The organism is Allobosea sp. 117 (assembly GCF_000702305.1).
In the GTDB taxonomy this organism is placed as follows: Bacteria; Pseudomonadota; Alphaproteobacteria; order Rhizobiales; family Xanthobacteraceae; genus Ancylobacter.
The window spans coordinates 107,383-121,738 of record NZ_JNLC01000010.1; the positions used below are offsets into that span (position 1 = coordinate 107,383).

Below are 14,356 nucleotides of genomic sequence, written 5' to 3' on the forward strand. Positions count from 1 at the left end.
ATGTCGAGGACTGAAGGTCACCCGAACAGTTGGTACGCCGCGACGGCCAACCCGCACCCCGAGCATCCCGCGCTCGCCGGCTCCGTGCGCGCCGATGTCTGCATCATCGGCGGCGGCTATACCGGGCTGTCCGCCGCGCTGCACCTCACTGAGAAGGGCTATGACGTCGTCCTTCTGGAGGCCTCCCGCGTCGGCTCCGGCGCCTCCGGCCGCAATGGCGGGCAGATCCATTCCGGCCAGCGCCGCGATCAGGACTGGATCGAGGCGCGCATGGGCCGCGACGATGCGATGAAGCTCTGGCGCATGGCCGAGGAGGCCAAGGCGCTGCTGCACGACCTCATCGCGCGCCACAATATCGACTGCGACGTGCGTCCCGGCCTCATCGTCGCCGATCACAAGCCGGGCTATGTGGCGCACAGCCACGCCTATGCGAGGAAGCTGAACGAGGTCTACGGCTACCCGCATGCCGCGCCGCTCTCCCGCGAGGAGCTGCGGGCCCTCGTAGGCGCCGATATCTATCACGGCGGCATGATCGACCGCGGCGCCGGGCATCTGCATGCCCTGAACCTCGCGCTCGGTCTCGCCGCTGCCGCAAGCGCCGCCGGCGCCCGCATTTTCGAGGGTTCGCGCGCCCTCGCCATCCGCGAGGCGGCGAAGGTGACGGTCGAGACCGCGACCGGCGCCGTCGAGGCGGATTGGGTGCTGGAATGTGGCGACGGGCTGCAGGACGGGCTCGACGCCCGCGTCGACCATTACGTCATGCCGATCGCCAACTACATCGCCGCCACCGAGCCGCTGGGCGCCCGGGCGGCTGAGGTCATCGCCAATGACGCGGCGGTGGCCGATAGCCGCTTCGTGGTGAACTACTATCGGCTGAGCCGCGACGGGCGGCTGCTGTTCGGCGGCGGCGAGAGCTATACGCGCCGCCTCAAGGCCGATGTCGGCACCTTCGTGCGGCCCTATATGCTGCGGGTCTTCCCCCAGCTCGCGGACGCCCGGATCGACTATGGCTGGGGCGGGCTGCTCGGCATCACCATGAGCCGCATGCCCTTCGTGCGCCGCCTGTCCCCGCGCGTGCTCACCGCCGCCGGCTATTCCGGCCAGGGCGTGATGCTGGCGCCCTATTTCGGCAGGATCCTCGCCGAGGCGGTGGCCGGCCAGCTCGGGCGCTTCGATGTTCTCGAGACGCTGCCGGTGCCGCCCTTCCCCGGCGGCCCGCTGATGCGCTGGCCGCTGCTGGTCGCCGGCATGAGCTACTATGCGCTGCGCGACCGTCTCTGACGCGCGCGCCGTCCCAACCTTCCGAGGTGCCGTTGCTCGAACTCGAACATTATGGCCGCCAGCTTCTCGACTTCGTCGAGGCGCATGCCCACTGGGCGCCCTATATCGCCTTCGTCCTCGCCTTCGGCGAATCCTTCGCGGTGCTGTCGCTGCTGTTCCCGGCCACCTTCGTGCTGATCGGCCTCGGCCCGATCATCGAGGCGGGCGGCATCGACTTCTTCCCGGTCTGGGCGGCGGCGGCGGCGGGCGCCACGCTGGGCGATGCCATATCCTACTGGGTCGGGCACTATTTCAAGGACGGCGTGCGCCGCATCTGGCCGCTCTCGACCCATCCCGAGCTGATGGACCGCGGCGAGCGCTTCTTCCACCGGCACGGCGCCTGGAGCGTGTTTCTCGGTCGCTTCTTCGGGCCGCTGCGCGCCGTGGTGCCGCTCATTGCCGGCATGTTCGGCATGCCGAATGTCCTGTTCCAGATGGCGAACCTGTCCTCCGCCATGGTCTGGGCCTTCGTGCTGCTGGCGCCCGGCGCGGCGGCGATGAAGGCACTGGGGTGGTGAGCCTCAGTCGGCGCTGGCGTCCGGCTCCGGCAGGCAGACGAAGATGAGCACCGCCATCATCGTCATGTAGAAGCGGAAGGCGGCCTCCTGGCCGTTCCAGTCCTTCGACTGCCACATGGCGAAGTACTCGCCGCCGACCACCATGAAGCCGAAGAACCAGATGGCGAAGCCGAGGCCCGCGCCTGCCGCGACGAAACCTTTGGCCCGATTGAAGCGCCCGGTGTCGCGCAGGCCGAACAGCATGGCGGCCGCCGCGAGCGCGAACAGCAGGCAGGTCAATCCTTCGCCGGCGATGATGCCGGCATAGCCGAGCCGCCACAGCTCGGGGTCGGTGATCGCCCGCCCCATCAGCGCATTGCCGGGAAAGGTGGTGTCCATGCTCAGCACATGCTGGACGAAGGCGTAGTTGGAGCCGTAGTCGATGATGTTGTCGTAGGTCACGATGAAGGCGAAGGCGGCAAGGCAGGCCGTCATGAACACCTTCGTCAGCCGGACGATCAGCATGGTTCCCCCCGATGCGCGCCGTGCCATGGTGCCCGCGTGGCGCTGCGTCACTATAGTGGCGGCGGCGAAGCGCAGGGAGAAGCTCCGATGCGGATCGACATCGTGCTGACGGCATCGGCGCGCCGTTTCGCCGAGGCGCGCGGCTGGCGGGGCCGGCTCGATGCGCTCGCGCTCGGCGCGTGGATCCAGCTCGGGGATCGCGTGGCGCTCGAGCCCGCGGCGCCGGCGCTCGATTTCGTCGTCATCCGCCGCCGGATCGCCATGGCGCCGGATGGCGGGACCGACGAGCCGGTGCTGGAAGTGACGCTCGATTATCCGGCCCGCGAGTAAGGCCGCCCGGGCGCTTCCTGAAAACAAAAATGGCCGGGGCGAGCCCGGCCATTCTGGCAAGCGGCGAATGAGCGCTTCAGTTCTTCGCCTTGTCGACCAGCTTGTTCTTGCCGATCCACGGCATCATGCCGCGCAGCTTCTCGCCGACCTGCTCGATCTGGTGGGCGTCGTTGACGCGGCGGATGCCCTTGAAGCGGGAAGCGCCGGCCTTGTACTCCTGCATCCATTCCGAGGTGAACTTGCCGGTCTGGATGTCGGTCAGCACCCGCTTCATCTCGGCCTTGGTCTCGGCGGTGATGATGCGCGGGCCGGAGACGTACTCGCCCCATTCGGCAGTGTTGGAGATCGAGTAGTTCATGTTGGCGATGCCGCCCTCATAGATGAGGTCGACGATCAGCTTCACCTCGTGCAGGCACTCGAAATAAGCCATTTCCGGCGCGTAGCCGGCTTCCACCAGCGTCTCGAAGCCGGCGCGGATCAGCTCGACGAGGCCGCCGCAGAGCACCACCTGCTCGCCGAACAGGTCGGTCTCGCACTCTTCCTTGAAGGTGGTCTCGATGATGCCCGAGCGGCCGCCGCCGACGCCCGACGCGTAGCTGAGGCCGAGGTCGAGCGCGTTGCCCGAGGCGTCCTGATGCACGGCGACGAGGCACGGCACGCCGCCGCCCTTCTCATATTCGCCGCGCACGGTGTGGCCGGGGCCCTTGGGGGCGATCATCAGCACGTCGACCGAGGCCTTCGGCTCGATCAGGCCGAAATGCACGTTGAGGCCATGGGCGAAGGCGATGGCGGCGCCGTCGCGGATGTTCGGGGCGATCTCGTTCTTGTAGATGTCGGCCTGCAGCTCGTCCGGCGTGGCCATCATCATCAGGTCGGCCCACTTCGCCGCCTCGGCGACGGTGAGCACCTTCAGGCCGTCGGCCTCGACCTTCTTGGCGGTCGCCGAGCCGGGCTTCAGGCCGACGGCGATCTCCTTCACACCGGAGTCCTTCAGGTTCAGCGCGTGCGCGCGGCCCTGCGAGCCATAGCCGATGATGGCGACCTTCTTGCCCTTGATCAGGTTCAGGTCGGCGTCGCGATCGTAATAAACGCGCATGGGTGTCTCCTTGATGTCACGCGTTGGTCTTGTTCCGGCCCGGCGCGGCGCCGGTGCCGTAGAGAGTGAAGAACTGGTCGGCGGCGCGCGCCGCGTCGCGCTCGATCTCCGCGGCGCCGAGGGCGAGCGCGTCGCCGAGCAGCAGGCGGATCTGCACGTCGCGGCCCACGAGGCCGATGAAGCTGCGGAAGGCGGTCTCGGTGTCGTCGAAGGCGATCAGCCCCGCGTCGCGGCCGGCGTCGAGCAGCGGCTTCACCCGCTCGCCAATGGCAAAGCGCCCATTTGCCAGCATGATGGCGCCGAGATTGGACCCGCGCGTGCCGGCCTCGCCGATGGCAAAGCGGTTGAGCGCGATGGAGGTCGGACTGGAGATCACCGAGAGCCAGTTGGCGGCGAAGCGGATGAGGCTGTCGCGCAGCGCCGAGGCGTCGAGCTTCTGCCGGTCGTAATTGCCGGCGCGCACCTTCGAGGCCTGCCAGCGCACCGTGGCGGTGAGCAGCCCGTCGCGGTCGCCGAACCACTTGTAGAGGCTCTCCTTCGAGCAGGAGGCTCGCCGGGCGACGGCGGTCATGGTGACGTCGCCGCCTTCCTCGACCATCAGCGCGAGCACGGCATCGAGCACCGCCTGCTGGCGTGCCGTCAGCTCCTCGCTGGATGGTTGGGGGGACGTCATCATTGCCCGAAAATGCCGTACCGTACGTTACGGTTCTCTTATAGGACGACCCGGAAGTCCGCAAGCGGCGGAGAGGCGCCATCGGCAATTTTGCCGGCCCTGGGCTGCGTGCCGAGCGCCGTCGCCCCTGAGGCGCCCGACGACAGCCGAGCCTCGAAGGATGCCCGCCTGGACGCGCGAGTGCCCGGAGGCCCATTCCTTCGAGGCTCCCCCGGATCAAGTCCGGGGTCGCGCATCGGGATGACGGCGTTCGGGTGGGGACGCAGTAGGCCGGACGACGGGCGCCCGGCGCCACCTCACATCCCGTCCGGCCCGCGGCCGATCGCGGCGACGCCGGTGCGCGAAACCTCGACGAGGCCCAGCGGCTCCAGCAGCGAGACGAACTGGTCGATCTTGTCCGGCTTGCCGGTGATCTCGAACACGAAGCTCTCCAGCGTGGTGTCGACCGCGCGGGCGCGGAAGCTCTCGGCGATCAGCAGCGCCTCCTGACGAATCTCGCCCTTGCCGCGCACCTTGATGAGCGCCAGCTCGCGCTCGACCGCCTTGCCGGTCACGGTGAGGTCGACGACGCGGTGCACCGGCACCAGCCGGTCGAGCTGGCTCTTGATCTGCTCGATGATCGGCGGCGCGCCGGTGGTCACGATGGTGATCCGCGAGAGATGCGACTCGTGGCTCACCTCGGAGACGGTGAGGCTGTCGATGTTGTAGCCGCGGCCGGAGAACAGGCCGACGATGCGGGCGAGAACGCCCGGCTCGTTGTCGACCAGAAGGGAGAGCGTGTGGCGCTCGGCGGGCTCGTCTTTGATGGGCATGGGGAACTCTGAAACGGGAAGCGCCGGAGCGCCGGGCTCCCTCTCCCCGGCGGGGAGAGGGGGGGGGTGAGGGGGTCTTCAACCGCTACGCAACCATACGCCCTTCACCGGCCCACTTCGCGGGCCACCTCTCCCCGGCGGGGAGAGGGAAAGGAACACGGAAAGCGTGAGCGCCGCCGCCTCACACCAGCATCTTGCCTTCCTCGTCGATGGCCTCGTCGAGCGCCTCGGCGTTGTCCGGCAGGATCATCTCATTGTGCGGCTTGCCCGAGGGGATCATCGGCAGGCAGTTCTCGTATTTGTCGACGAGGCAGTCGAACAGCACCGGCCGGTCGACCTTGATCATCTCCTCGATTGCCGCGTCGAGATCGCCCGGACGGTGGCAGCGAATGCCGACGCCGCCATAGGCCTCGGCCAGCTTCACGAAGTCCGGCAGCGATTCCGAATAGGAATGCGAGTAGCGCCCGCCATGCAGCAGGTCCTGCCACTGGCGCACCATGCCCATATATTCGTTGTTCAGCACGAAGATCTTGACCGGCAGGTTGAACTGCAGCGCAGTCGAGAGCTCCTGCAGGCACATCTGGATCGAGGCCTCGCCGGCGATGTCGATGACGAGGCTGTCCGGATGCGCCACCTGCACGCCGATCGCCGCCGGCAGGCCGTAGCCCATGGTGCCGAGGCCGCCGGAGGTCATCCAGCGGTTCGGCGCCTCGAAGTGGAAGTGCTGGGCCGCCCACATCTGGTGCTGGCCGACCTCGGTGGTGATGTAGACGTCCTTGTCCTTCACCGCCTCGTAGAGCCGCTGGACCGCGAACTGCGGCTTGATCACCTCGTCCGAATTGCGGAACGACAGCGACTTGCGCGCGCGCCAGCGGTCGATCTGGCCCCACCAGGAGGCGATCGACCGCCGGTCGGGCTCGGCCTTCATGCCGCGCCAGAGCGTGAGCATGTCCTCGATCACGTGCTTGACGTCGCCGATGATCGGCACGTCGACCTTGACGTTCTTGTTGATCGAGGACGGGTCGATGTCGATGTGGATCTTCTTCGAGTCCGGCGAGAAGGCGTCGAGACGGCCGGTGATGCGGTCGTCGAAGCGCGCGCCGATGCACAGCATGACGTCGCAGTCATGCATCGCCATGTTGGCCTCGTAGGTGCCGTGCATGCCGAGCATGCCGAGCCACTGCTTGTCGGAGGCCGGATAGGCGCCGAGGCCCATCAGCGTCGAGGTGACGGGATAGCCGGTCAGGCGCGCGAACTCGCGCAGGAGGCGGCTCGCCTCCGGCCCGGAATTGATCACGCCGCCGCCGGTATAGAGGATCGGCCGTTTCGCCTTGGCGAGCAGCTCGACCGCCTGGCGGATCTTCTCCGGATCGCCGTTGAGGCGCGGCTGGTAAGTCTTGTGCTGGATGTTCTCGGGGCCGACATACATGCCCTTCGCGAACTGCACGTCCTTCGGGATGTCGACCACGACCGGGCCCGGCCGGCCGTTCTGGGCGACGTAGAAGGCCTCGTGCAGCACCCGCGCGAGGTCGTTGACGTCGCGGACCAGATAGTTGTGCTTGGTGCAGGGCCGGGTGATGCCGACCGTGTCGCACTCCTGGAAGGCGTCCGAGCCGATCAGATGGGTCGGAACCTGGCCGGTGATGCAGACGACCGGGATGGAATCGAGCAGCGCGTCGGTGAGGCCGGTCACCGCGTTGGTCGCCCCGGGGCCCGAGGTGACGAGCACGACGCCGACCTTGCCGGAGGAGCGCGCATAGCCTTCCGCCATGTGCACCGCGCCCTGCTCGTGGCGCACCAGCACGTGCCGCACCTGGTTCTGGTGGTACATGGCATCGTAGATCGGCAGCACCGCGCCGCCCGGATAGCCGAACATGTGTTCGACGCCCTGATCGATCAGGGCCTGCATCACCATTTCGGCGCCGGTCATCTCGCGCATCATGGCCTTGTTCCTTTACGCTCGCGTCTTGTGCATGTCGTGGTCGGGCATCAGAAAATCAAAAGGCCCCGTCAGGGGCCCGTTTTTCGCGCGTCACCGGTGGCGGTAGGTGCCGTCAGGCAGCCTCCGCGGCGACGCGCCGTCCTACGATAAGGATAATATTGTTGCGCATCTGCGCCCCGCTCCTTCGTAAAGTTGCGCGACCCTTACAGTCCACCAGATCGCGCGTCAAGGCATACTACCACTTTCTATGCATCATGCCGTGCAATCCGGCACTTTTCGTGGCGGAGCGGGGCGGCTATACCCCCCGCAAAGCTTCGGAGTGGATGCCATCATGTCGCAGATGCGGCTCGTCATCGTCGGCGCCGGCGGGCGCATGGGACGTACCCTTCTGCGCGCGGTGGCGGAGGCGCCCGATTTGGAGCTCGCCGGCGCGGTGGAGCCGCCCGGCAGCCCGCATCTCGGCCAGGACGCCGGTCTGCTCGCCGGCCTGCCGCCTCTCGGCGTCGAGGTGACGGATGACGCGCTGCCGCTGTTCGCCGCGTCGCACGGGGTGATCGACTTCACCGTGCCGGCAGCGAGCGTCGCCTTCGCCGAACTCGCCGCGCAGGCGCGCATCGTCCATGTGATCGGCACCACCGGATGCTCCTCGGAGGACGACGCGAAGATCGCGGCCGCCGCCCGGCACGCCACCGTCGTCAAGTCCGGCAATATGAGCCTCGGCGTCAATCTGCTCGCCGCCCTCGCCAAGCGGGTCGCCGCGACGCTCGACGAGAGCTTCGACATCGAAGTCCTCGAAATGCACCACAACCGCAAGATCGACACCCCCTCCGGCACCGCGCTGCTGCTCGGCAACGCGGCCGCTGCCGGCCGCGGCGTCACGCTGGAGGAGCGCGGCGTGTTCGAACGCCACGGAGTCACCGGCGCGCGCAAGGCCGGCGACATCGGCTTCGCGACGCTGCGCGGCGGCACCGTGGTCGGCGAGCACGAGGTGATCTTCGCCGGCCCGGCCGAGCGCATCATTCTCGGCCACAAGGCCGAGGACCGCATGATCTTCGCCCGTGGCGCGCTCGCCGCCGCCCGCTGGGCGCGGGGCCGCAAGCCCGGTCTTTATTCGATGGCCGACGTGCTCGGATTGCACGACCTCTAACCCGGAGACCGCCACTGATGACCGAACGCCTTCTCGTCCTCGTCCGGCATGGCCAGAGCGAGTGGAACCTGAAGAACCTCTTCACCGGCTGGCGCGATCCCGACCTCACGCCGCTCGGCGTCGAGGAGGCGAAGATGGCGGGCAGGCGGCTCAAGGCGGAGGGTTACCAGTTCGATCTCGCCTTCACCTCGGCGCTGTCGCGGGCGCAGAAGACGCTCGACCTCGCGCTGGTCGAGCTCGGCCAGACAGGGCTGCCGGTCACCCGCGACCTCGCGCTGAACGAGCGCGACTATGGCGATCTCTCCGGCCTCAACAAGGACGACGCCCGCGTCAAATGGGGCGAGGAGCAGGTGCTCATCTGGCGCCGCTCCTACGACGTGCCCCCGCCCGGCGGCGAGAGCCTGAAGGACACGGTGGCGCGCACGCTGCCCTATTACGTCACCGAGATCCTGCCCAAGGTGCTGCAGGGCAACCGCGTGCTGGTGACCGCGCACGGCAATTCGCTGCGCGCGCTGATCATGGTGCTGGAGAAGCTCTCGCCCGCTAGCATCATGAAGCGCGAGCTCGCCACCGGCGTGCCGGTCATCTACCGGCTGCGCGCGGATTCGACGGTCGAGAGCGTCATCGACCTCGCCGCCTAGGTTTGGAAAAGCCTCATCCCGGACGGCCATGGGCCGATCCGGGATCGACTGTTCGCTCCCGATGACCGGCTCCGGTCAGCCGGTCATCACCTGGCCCGCCTCCCAGCCGAGTATGGCGCGCTTGCGCGTCAGGCCCCAGTGATAGCCGGTGAGGTCGCCGTTCTTGCCGAGCACGCGATGGCACGGGACGACGAAGGAGATCGGATTCTTGCCGACCGCCGCACCGACCGCGCGCGCCGCCTTGGGCGAGCACACCTGCCCGGCGATGGTGGAGTAGGTGGTCGCCTTGCCCATCGGGATGCGCATCAGCGTCTCCCACACCCGCACCTCGAAGTCGGTGCCGATGAAGACGATCCTCAGCGGGTCGTCCGGCTGCCAGGTGGTGGGGTCGAATATGCGCGCCGCATAGGGGCGGGTGGCGATCGGGTCCTCGACATAGGCCGCGTTCGGCCAGCGCCGGCGCATGTCGGCGAGCGCCGCGTCCTCCTCGCCCTCGTCGGCGAAGGCGAGGCCGCACAGGCCACGCGGCGAGACCATCGCCAGCGCCATGCCGAAGGGCGAGGGGTGGAAGCCCCAGCGTATGACGAGCCCGGCCGCGCCGGTCTTCCATTCGCCGGGGGAGAGCGATTCATGCACGACGAACAGGTCGTGCAGCCGCCCCGGGCCGGAGAGCCCGACCTCATAGGCGGCGTCGAGCACATTGTCGGATTCGGCGAGCACGCGCCGCGCCGCGTCGAGCGTCACCGCCTGGAGGAAGTCCTTCGGGGTGAGCCCGCACCAGCGGCGGAACAGGTCGGTGAGCGCGCGGGGGGATACGCCGGCGGCGCGGGCGATCGCCTCGACCTCCGGCTGGTCACGGAACGACTTGTTCACGAAGGCGACCGCGCGGCGCACGACCTCATAGTCGGCGGCGGCGATGTGAAGCGGGGTGGCCTGATCGAAATTTGGGGCTAGCACGGTCTCGTTCTCCTGCTGCTTGCCCCATATGACCATGGGTTGCACGCCCCCGCCCACCCGATTTCGACGCCGGCTCCGGAACCTGAATTCAGAGCCCTTTCCGATCAGGTGGGATCACCTGATCGACAGGAAAGTGCTTTCGATCAACTTTCGCGGAAAATGCTCCTAGGGCGCGCTACGCGCGATGCCGCGCTTGGCGTCCGCCAGCGCGTGCGACAGCCCCCGCGCGAGGTCCTCCCGCGCTTCCGGGTGCAGGAAGGACCCGACCTCGGTGAGGATGCCGCGCGAGAGCAGGCCCACATGCTGCAGGCCGAACTCCTCGTGCCGCTCGGTCTCGAGCCGCGTCCATTGCGGGTTCATCTCGGTGTCGCGGGTCGCGCCGTCCGGCGCGACCTTCCGCACCCGCAGGAGGCTCGGCGTGACGGTGATCTCCTCGCGCGCCCGGGCGGAGCGGAAATTCATGCGGAAGGCGATGTACATCGCCAGTACGTCGAGCCCGAACAGGCCGAAGATCGGCCAGGCGCCCATGAGCAGGAACGCCATGCCGCAGACGAAGCTCACCCCGCCGATCAGCGCCATCACCACGATGAAGCCAGTGCGGTTCAGCGAGCGATGGGGCGACAGCCGCGCCTCGTAGAGCATCGGCTCGCCGTCAGCTTCGGTCGGGAGCTTGGCGGTGTTCATGGTCGCCCACTATACGTCAGTCATGGCACGAACGCCGAGAGATTCGACACCGCCCCGCAAGGCCGAGACCCCGACCGCCGCGCGGCGAGCCGGAAAGGTGGCTGCCGTGAAGGCCGCTGCCGGAAAGGCTGCTGCCAAGTTCGCCACCGGCAAGACGGCTACCGGCAAGACGGTTGCCGGGAAGCGCGCCACTGCATCGCCTGCCGTGGAGCTGGTGGCCGGTACGTCGGAAGCCCCCCGCCCGCGCCGCCGCGCGGTCGCCAATGCGGCCGCCGCCGCGGTCGGCCACGGTTTCCGTCCCTGGACGGAACGAGAGGTGACCGAGGCTTTCAGCCGCTTCGAGGCGGCCGATCCGGAGCCCAAGGGCGAACTCGACTATCGCGATCCCTTCACCTTGCTGGTCGCCGTCGTGCTCTCCGCGCAGGCCACCGACGCCGGCGTCAACAAGGCGACCCGCACGCTGTTCGCCGACGCGCCGACGCCTGAAGCTATGGTGGCGCTCGGCGAGGAAGGTGTCGCCCGCCACATCCGCACGCTGGGGCTCTATCGCGGCAAGGCGAAGAACGTCGTCGAGCTCTCGCGCCGGCTGATCGCCGAGCATGGCGGCAAGGTGCCGCGCGACCGCGTGGCCTTGGAGGCGCTGCCCGGCGTTGGCCGCAAGACGGCAAACGTCGTGCTCAACATCGCCTTCCACATGCCGACTATCGCCGTCGACACGCATCTGTTCCGCGTCGCCAACCGCACCGGGCTGGCGCCCGGCAAGACGCCGCTGGAGGTGGAACTGGAGCTGGAGCGGGTCATTCCCGACCGCTTCAAGCTGCACGCCCATCACTGGCTGATCCTGCACGGGCGCTACATCTGCAAGGCGCGCCTGCCGGACTGCCCGCGCTGCCTTATCGCCGATCTGTGCCGATGGCCGGAGAAGACGCCGGCGTGACCGGCGCGGCGGCCAGCGGCGCGAGGCGCTTGTGCAGCCGCACCATGAAGATGGTGGCGAAGACCGGGGTGACGAGGTTCAGGATCGGCACCGAGACCACCACGGCGATGATCAGCCCGGCGAGAAAGATCGTCACCGCGTGGCGCTTGCGCAGCGCCGCCGCGTCCTCCTCGCTGCGGTAGCGCATCGCCGCGAGCTGGAAATATTCCCGGCCGAGCAGGTAGCCGTTGGCGACGTAGAAGACGATGAGGTTGACGCCCGGCACCAGCAGCAGCAGGAGCGCGACGATGTTGACGAGCAGCGTCACGCCGAAGAACCGCAGCGAGAGGATCACCGAGCGCGCGATCGGTACCGCCCGGCCTTCGGGCTCGGAGGGGTATTGGCTGCGCTCCACCGCGCCGGCGACGTCGTCGAGGAACAGGCCGGCGATCAGCGAGGTGACCGGCGGCACCAGGAAGATCGCCGCCACGAAGATGCCGAGCCCGGCCGCGATGTCGAGCGCCAGTTCCGCCCAGCCGAGCGAGAGATTGACGAAATGCGTCAACGCGGCGTGGCCGGCGATGCCGAGCACGATCAGCAGCCCGATGGCGAGGCCGATCGAGCGCAGCAGCACGCGGCGATATTCCGGCGCGAAGGTCAGGGCGAAGGCACGGAAGGCATCGGCGATCATGGAGGGGTTCCGGTGCGGGGCCGCCCCTAGGTAGGTGCGGAGAGAAGGCAACTCAAGGCATGCATCCATGTGCGGAACAAGGCCGGCGCGGCGGGGCCCGCCGTCCGCGCGAACGGGGCGCTTGACTCGCAGTGGTTGTTTTCGAGCCCGATTCGGGAATCATGATTCGTTCCTGCGAACGAAACGTGATTCAAAACATGATTCGGAACAGTGGGTTAAGGGGTGTTGCCGGGTTGCGGGTTTTCAGCGCTCAGCACGTCATGTCGGCCAAACGCGAGCGACGTCATCCTGAGGTGCCCGGCTATCGGCCGGGCCTCGAAGGAGGCGCGTCCCCGCGCGCGCATTGACCATCCTTCGAGGCTCGCTGGCGCTCGCACCTCGGGATGACGGCGTGTGACTGCATCCGCATCGACTTCGTTCTCCGGCGCCCGCGTGGTAGCTTTCCCGCGTTCCGCTTCCAGGTTGCCATGACGTCGCTTCCGCGCCCCAGCCGCCGTGCCTTCCTCGCCGCCTCGGCCTCGGCGCTCATCTTGCCGAGATTCGCCGCGCCCGCATTCGCCCAATCGTCCGCGGGCGACGTCGATGTCGCCATTATCGGCGGCGGGGCAGCCGGCATCGCGGCGGCGCTGAAGGTCGCGGCATCCGGCCGGAGCCATGTGCTGATCGAGGCCGGAAAGCGTCTCGGCGGCCGGGCGGCGACGGTCGAGGCCTTCGGCCTGCCGTTCGATCTCGGCGCCAACAGGTTCGCGCGCACCGAGAGCGGGCTTGCCGATGCCGCCGAGGCGGCCGGCCTGCCGCTCGTCAATGTCCCCTCCGCCCGCCGGCTCTATCTCGGCGGCCAGCAGGCGAAGGAGGGCCAGTATGACGACTTCGCCGCCGCCATCGGCCGAACCGAGCGCGCCATCGCCGCCACCGCCGATGCCGGCCGCGACATCGGCGCGGCGAGCGCGCTGCCGGATGCCGGCGTCTGGACGGCGACGGTCGCCGCCGTGCTCGGCCCGCTCGGCTGCGGCAGGTCGCTTGCCGAGGTCTCGACCCTTGATCTCGCCCGCCGCGACCCCGCGCCTGACGACGTCACCAGCGCGATCGGCGTCGGGGCGCTGCTGCAGCGCCTCGCAGCGCCGCTAAACGTGCGGCTCGGCGCGAAGGTGACGCGGATCGATACCGGCGGCCGGCTCGCCGTCATGGCACTGGAGGGCGGCGGCACGCTGCGGGCCCGCACCGTTATCCTCGCGGTGCCGGCGGCGGTGATCGCGGCCGGCGCCATCCGCTTCAATCCGCCTCTGCCGGCCCGGCTGGCCGGTGCCTTCCGCGCCTATCCGTCCGGGCTGATGGAGCATGTCGGCTTCCTGCTGCCGGGCAATCCGCTGGACCTCGCGCCGGACGAGCTCGTCGACGTGAAGGCCGGCACCACGCCGCCCGGAGCGCTCTATGCGCGGGTGGGCGGCACGGACCTGCATGTCGCGGTGTTCGGCGCCGACACGGCGGCCGAGATCGCCGCCAAGGGCGAGCCGGCGGGTCTCGCGCTGGCGCGCGGCTTCCTCGCCGCCTCGTTCGGCGCCACCGCCGCGGCGAAGGTGGAGAAGGTCGCGGTGTCGCGCTGGTCGACCGATCCGCTGATCCGCGGCGCCATGGCGGTCGGCACGCCCGGCGCCGGCGCGGGGCGCCGCGCCTTCGCCGAGCCGGTCGGCCGGCTGACGCTGGCTGGCGAGTACACCTCGCTCGACGGCTGGGGCACGCTGGCCGGCGCCTTCGCTTCCGGCGAGATCGCCGCGGAACGGGCCATACGGGTCACCGGCGGCCCGGCCTGAGCCGGGCTAAGCCTCCGGTGTTCAGCCGCGCCGCCTCGTTCGGCGCCACCGCCGTGGCGAAGGTGGAGAAGGTCGCGGTGTCGCGCTGGTCGACCGATCCGCTGATCCGCGGCGCCATGGCGGTCGGCACGCCCGGCGCCGGCGCGGGGCGTCGCGCCTTCGCCGAGCCGGTCGGCCGGCTGACGCTGGCCGGCGAGTACACCTCGCTCGACGGCTGGGGCACGCTGGCCGGCGCCTTCGCTTCCGGTGAGATCGCCGCGGAACGGGCTATACGGGTCACCGGCGGCCCGGCCTGAGCCGGGCTAAGCCTCCGG

General features: G+C 69.0%; 16 protein-coding genes. 8 read left to right on the forward strand and 8 right to left on the reverse strand.

All coding sequences use genetic code 11. From position 1 onward, the window contains the following. Positions 1-1,281: an NAD(P)/FAD-dependent oxidoreductase gene (locus U742_RS0102580; RefSeq protein ID WP_029349760.1), complete on the forward strand. Its 1,281-nt coding sequence runs from the start codon at positions 1-3 to the stop codon at positions 1,279-1,281. A 32-nt stretch (positions 1,282-1,313) separates the two neighbouring features. Then, positions 1,314-1,838, forward strand: coding sequence for a DedA family protein (locus U742_RS0102585; protein ID WP_029349762.1), 525 nt, complete (start codon positions 1,314-1,316; stop codon positions 1,836-1,838). Positions 1,839-1,841: 3 nt separating this feature from the next. Here U742_RS0102585 and U742_RS0102590 read toward each other — a convergent pair whose 3' ends face one another. Further along, entirely contained in the window at positions 1,842-2,342 is a 501-nt protein-coding gene (locus U742_RS0102590; protein ID WP_038360378.1) for a DUF2165 family protein, read from the reverse strand. An 87-nt stretch (positions 2,343-2,429) separates the two neighbouring features. Between U742_RS0102590 and U742_RS0102595 the strand changes: the two genes are divergently transcribed. Further along, positions 2,430-2,672 (forward strand): hypothetical protein, encoded by a 243-nt coding sequence (locus tag U742_RS0102595; protein ID WP_051660793.1) that lies wholly within the window; start codon positions 2,430-2,432, stop codon positions 2,670-2,672. Positions 2,673-2,748: 76 nt separating this feature from the next. On the opposite strand, the gene ilvC is transcribed toward U742_RS0102595, so the two are convergent. The 4 genes from ilvC to U742_RS0102615 all read right to left on the reverse strand — a co-directional run bounded on the left by ilvC (position 2,749) and on the right by U742_RS0102615 (position 7,195). Further along, complete coding sequence (gene ilvC, locus U742_RS0102600) at positions 2,749-3,768, reverse strand: ketol-acid reductoisomerase (RefSeq protein ID WP_029349767.1); 1,020 nt, start codon at positions 3,766-3,768, stop codon at positions 2,749-2,751. Positions 3,769-3,784: 16 nt separating this feature from the next. Then, on the reverse strand, positions 3,785-4,444 hold the full coding sequence (locus tag U742_RS0102605; protein ID WP_029349770.1) for a TetR/AcrR family transcriptional regulator C-terminal domain-containing protein: 660 nt from the start codon (positions 4,442-4,444) through the stop codon (positions 3,785-3,787). Between the two features lie 293 nt (positions 4,445-4,737). Further along, on the reverse strand, positions 4,738-5,253 hold the full coding sequence (gene ilvN, locus U742_RS0102610) for an acetolactate synthase small subunit (protein WP_029349772.1): 516 nt from the start codon (positions 5,251-5,253) through the stop codon (positions 4,738-4,740). Positions 5,254-5,434: 181 nt separating this feature from the next. Next, positions 5,435-7,195 carry an acetolactate synthase 3 large subunit gene (locus U742_RS0102615; protein ID WP_029349774.1) on the reverse strand — a complete coding sequence of 587 codons (1,761 nt, stop codon included), beginning with the start codon at positions 7,193-7,195 and terminating at the stop codon, positions 5,435-5,437. Between the two features lie 331 nt (positions 7,196-7,526). On the opposite strand from U742_RS0102615, the gene dapB reads away from it, so the two are divergent. Both dapB and U742_RS0102625 read left to right on the forward strand, forming a co-directional pair. Then, complete coding sequence (gene dapB / locus U742_RS0102620) at positions 7,527-8,342, forward strand: 4-hydroxy-tetrahydrodipicolinate reductase (protein WP_029349776.1); 816 nt, start codon at positions 7,527-7,529, stop codon at positions 8,340-8,342. Between the two features lie 17 nt (positions 8,343-8,359). Beyond that, positions 8,360-8,983 (forward strand): 2,3-bisphosphoglycerate-dependent phosphoglycerate mutase, encoded by a 624-nt coding sequence (locus U742_RS0102625; RefSeq protein WP_029349778.1) that lies wholly within the window; start codon positions 8,360-8,362, stop codon positions 8,981-8,983. A 75-nt stretch (positions 8,984-9,058) separates the two neighbouring features. Here U742_RS0102625 and U742_RS0102630 read toward each other — a convergent pair whose 3' ends face one another. Then, positions 9,059-9,940: a methylated-DNA--[protein]-cysteine S-methyltransferase gene (locus U742_RS0102630; RefSeq protein ID WP_029349780.1), complete on the reverse strand. Its 882-nt coding sequence runs from the start codon at positions 9,938-9,940 to the stop codon at positions 9,059-9,061. A 165-nt stretch (positions 9,941-10,105) separates the two neighbouring features. Continuing rightward, positions 10,106-10,624: a DUF2244 domain-containing protein gene (locus U742_RS0102635; RefSeq protein ID WP_029349782.1), complete on the reverse strand. Its 519-nt coding sequence runs from the start codon at positions 10,622-10,624 to the stop codon at positions 10,106-10,108. A gap of 22 nt (positions 10,625-10,646) precedes the next feature. Here U742_RS0102635 and nth point away from each other — a divergent pair, with 22 nt between their 5' ends. Beyond that, the gene (gene nth / locus U742_RS21850) at positions 10,647-11,561 is read left to right on the forward strand and encodes an endonuclease III (RefSeq protein ID WP_248310276.1); all 915 of its coding nucleotides are present in this window, start codon (positions 10,647-10,649) and stop codon (positions 11,559-11,561) included. On the opposite strand, the gene U742_RS0102645 is transcribed toward nth, so the two are convergent. Beyond that, positions 11,518-12,231, reverse strand: a complete 714-nt coding sequence (locus tag U742_RS0102645) for a sulfate transporter family protein (RefSeq protein WP_029349785.1) — start codon at positions 12,229-12,231, stop codon at positions 11,518-11,520. The two genes, nth and U742_RS0102645, sit on opposite strands and share 44 nt — an antisense overlap. A gap of 467 nt (positions 12,232-12,698) precedes the next feature. On the opposite strand from U742_RS0102645, the gene U742_RS0102650 reads away from it, so the two are divergent. Beyond that, positions 12,699-14,042, forward strand: coding sequence for a flavin monoamine oxidase family protein (locus tag U742_RS0102650; protein WP_029349786.1), 1,344 nt, complete (start codon positions 12,699-12,701; stop codon positions 14,040-14,042). 17 nt (positions 14,043-14,059) lie between these two features. Next, positions 14,060-14,338 (forward strand): FAD-dependent oxidoreductase, encoded by a 279-nt coding sequence (locus tag U742_RS0102655; RefSeq protein WP_029349787.1) that lies wholly within the window; start codon positions 14,060-14,062, stop codon positions 14,336-14,338. Positions 14,339-14,356: the final 18 nt, after the last annotated feature.

Bases quoted from the DNA above. Each gene is read 5' to 3' on its own strand.
- U742_RS0102625 (WP_029349778.1), top strand. From the start codon at position 8,360: ATGACCGAACGCCTTCTCGTCCTCGTCCGGCATGGCCAGAGCGAGTGG.
- U742_RS0102605 (WP_029349770.1), bottom strand. From the start codon at position 4,444: ATGATGACGTCCCCCCAACCATCCAGCGAGGAGCTGACGGCACGCCAG.
- nth (WP_248310276.1), top strand. From the start codon at position 10,647: ATGGCACGAACGCCGAGAGATTCGACACCGCCCCGCAAGGCCGAGACC.
- U742_RS0102635 (WP_029349782.1), bottom strand. From the start codon at position 10,624: ATGAACACCGCCAAGCTCCCGACCGAAGCTGACGGCGAGCCGATGCTC.
- U742_RS0102645 (WP_029349785.1), bottom strand. From the start codon at position 12,231: ATGATCGCCGATGCCTTCCGTGCCTTCGCCCTGACCTTCGCGCCGGAA.
- ilvN (WP_029349772.1), bottom strand. From the start codon at position 5,253: ATGCCCATCAAAGACGAGCCCGCCGAGCGCCACACGCTCTCCCTTCTG.
- U742_RS0102615 (WP_029349774.1), bottom strand. From the start codon at position 7,195: ATGATGCGCGAGATGACCGGCGCCGAAATGGTGATGCAGGCCCTGATC.
- U742_RS0102650 (WP_029349786.1), top strand. From the start codon at position 12,699: ATGACGTCGCTTCCGCGCCCCAGCCGCCGTGCCTTCCTCGCCGCCTCG.
- dapB (WP_029349776.1), top strand. From the start codon at position 7,527: ATGTCGCAGATGCGGCTCGTCATCGTCGGCGCCGGCGGGCGCATGGGA.
- U742_RS0102580 (WP_029349760.1), top strand. From the start codon at position 1: ATGTCGAGGACTGAAGGTCACCCGAACAGTTGGTACGCCGCGACGGCC.
- U742_RS0102595 (WP_051660793.1), top strand. From the start codon at position 2,430: ATGCGGATCGACATCGTGCTGACGGCATCGGCGCGCCGTTTCGCCGAG.
- U742_RS0102590 (WP_038360378.1), bottom strand. From the start codon at position 2,342: ATGCTGATCGTCCGGCTGACGAAGGTGTTCATGACGGCCTGCCTTGCC.
- ilvC (WP_029349767.1), bottom strand. From the start codon at position 3,768: ATGCGCGTTTATTACGATCGCGACGCCGACCTGAACCTGATCAAGGGC.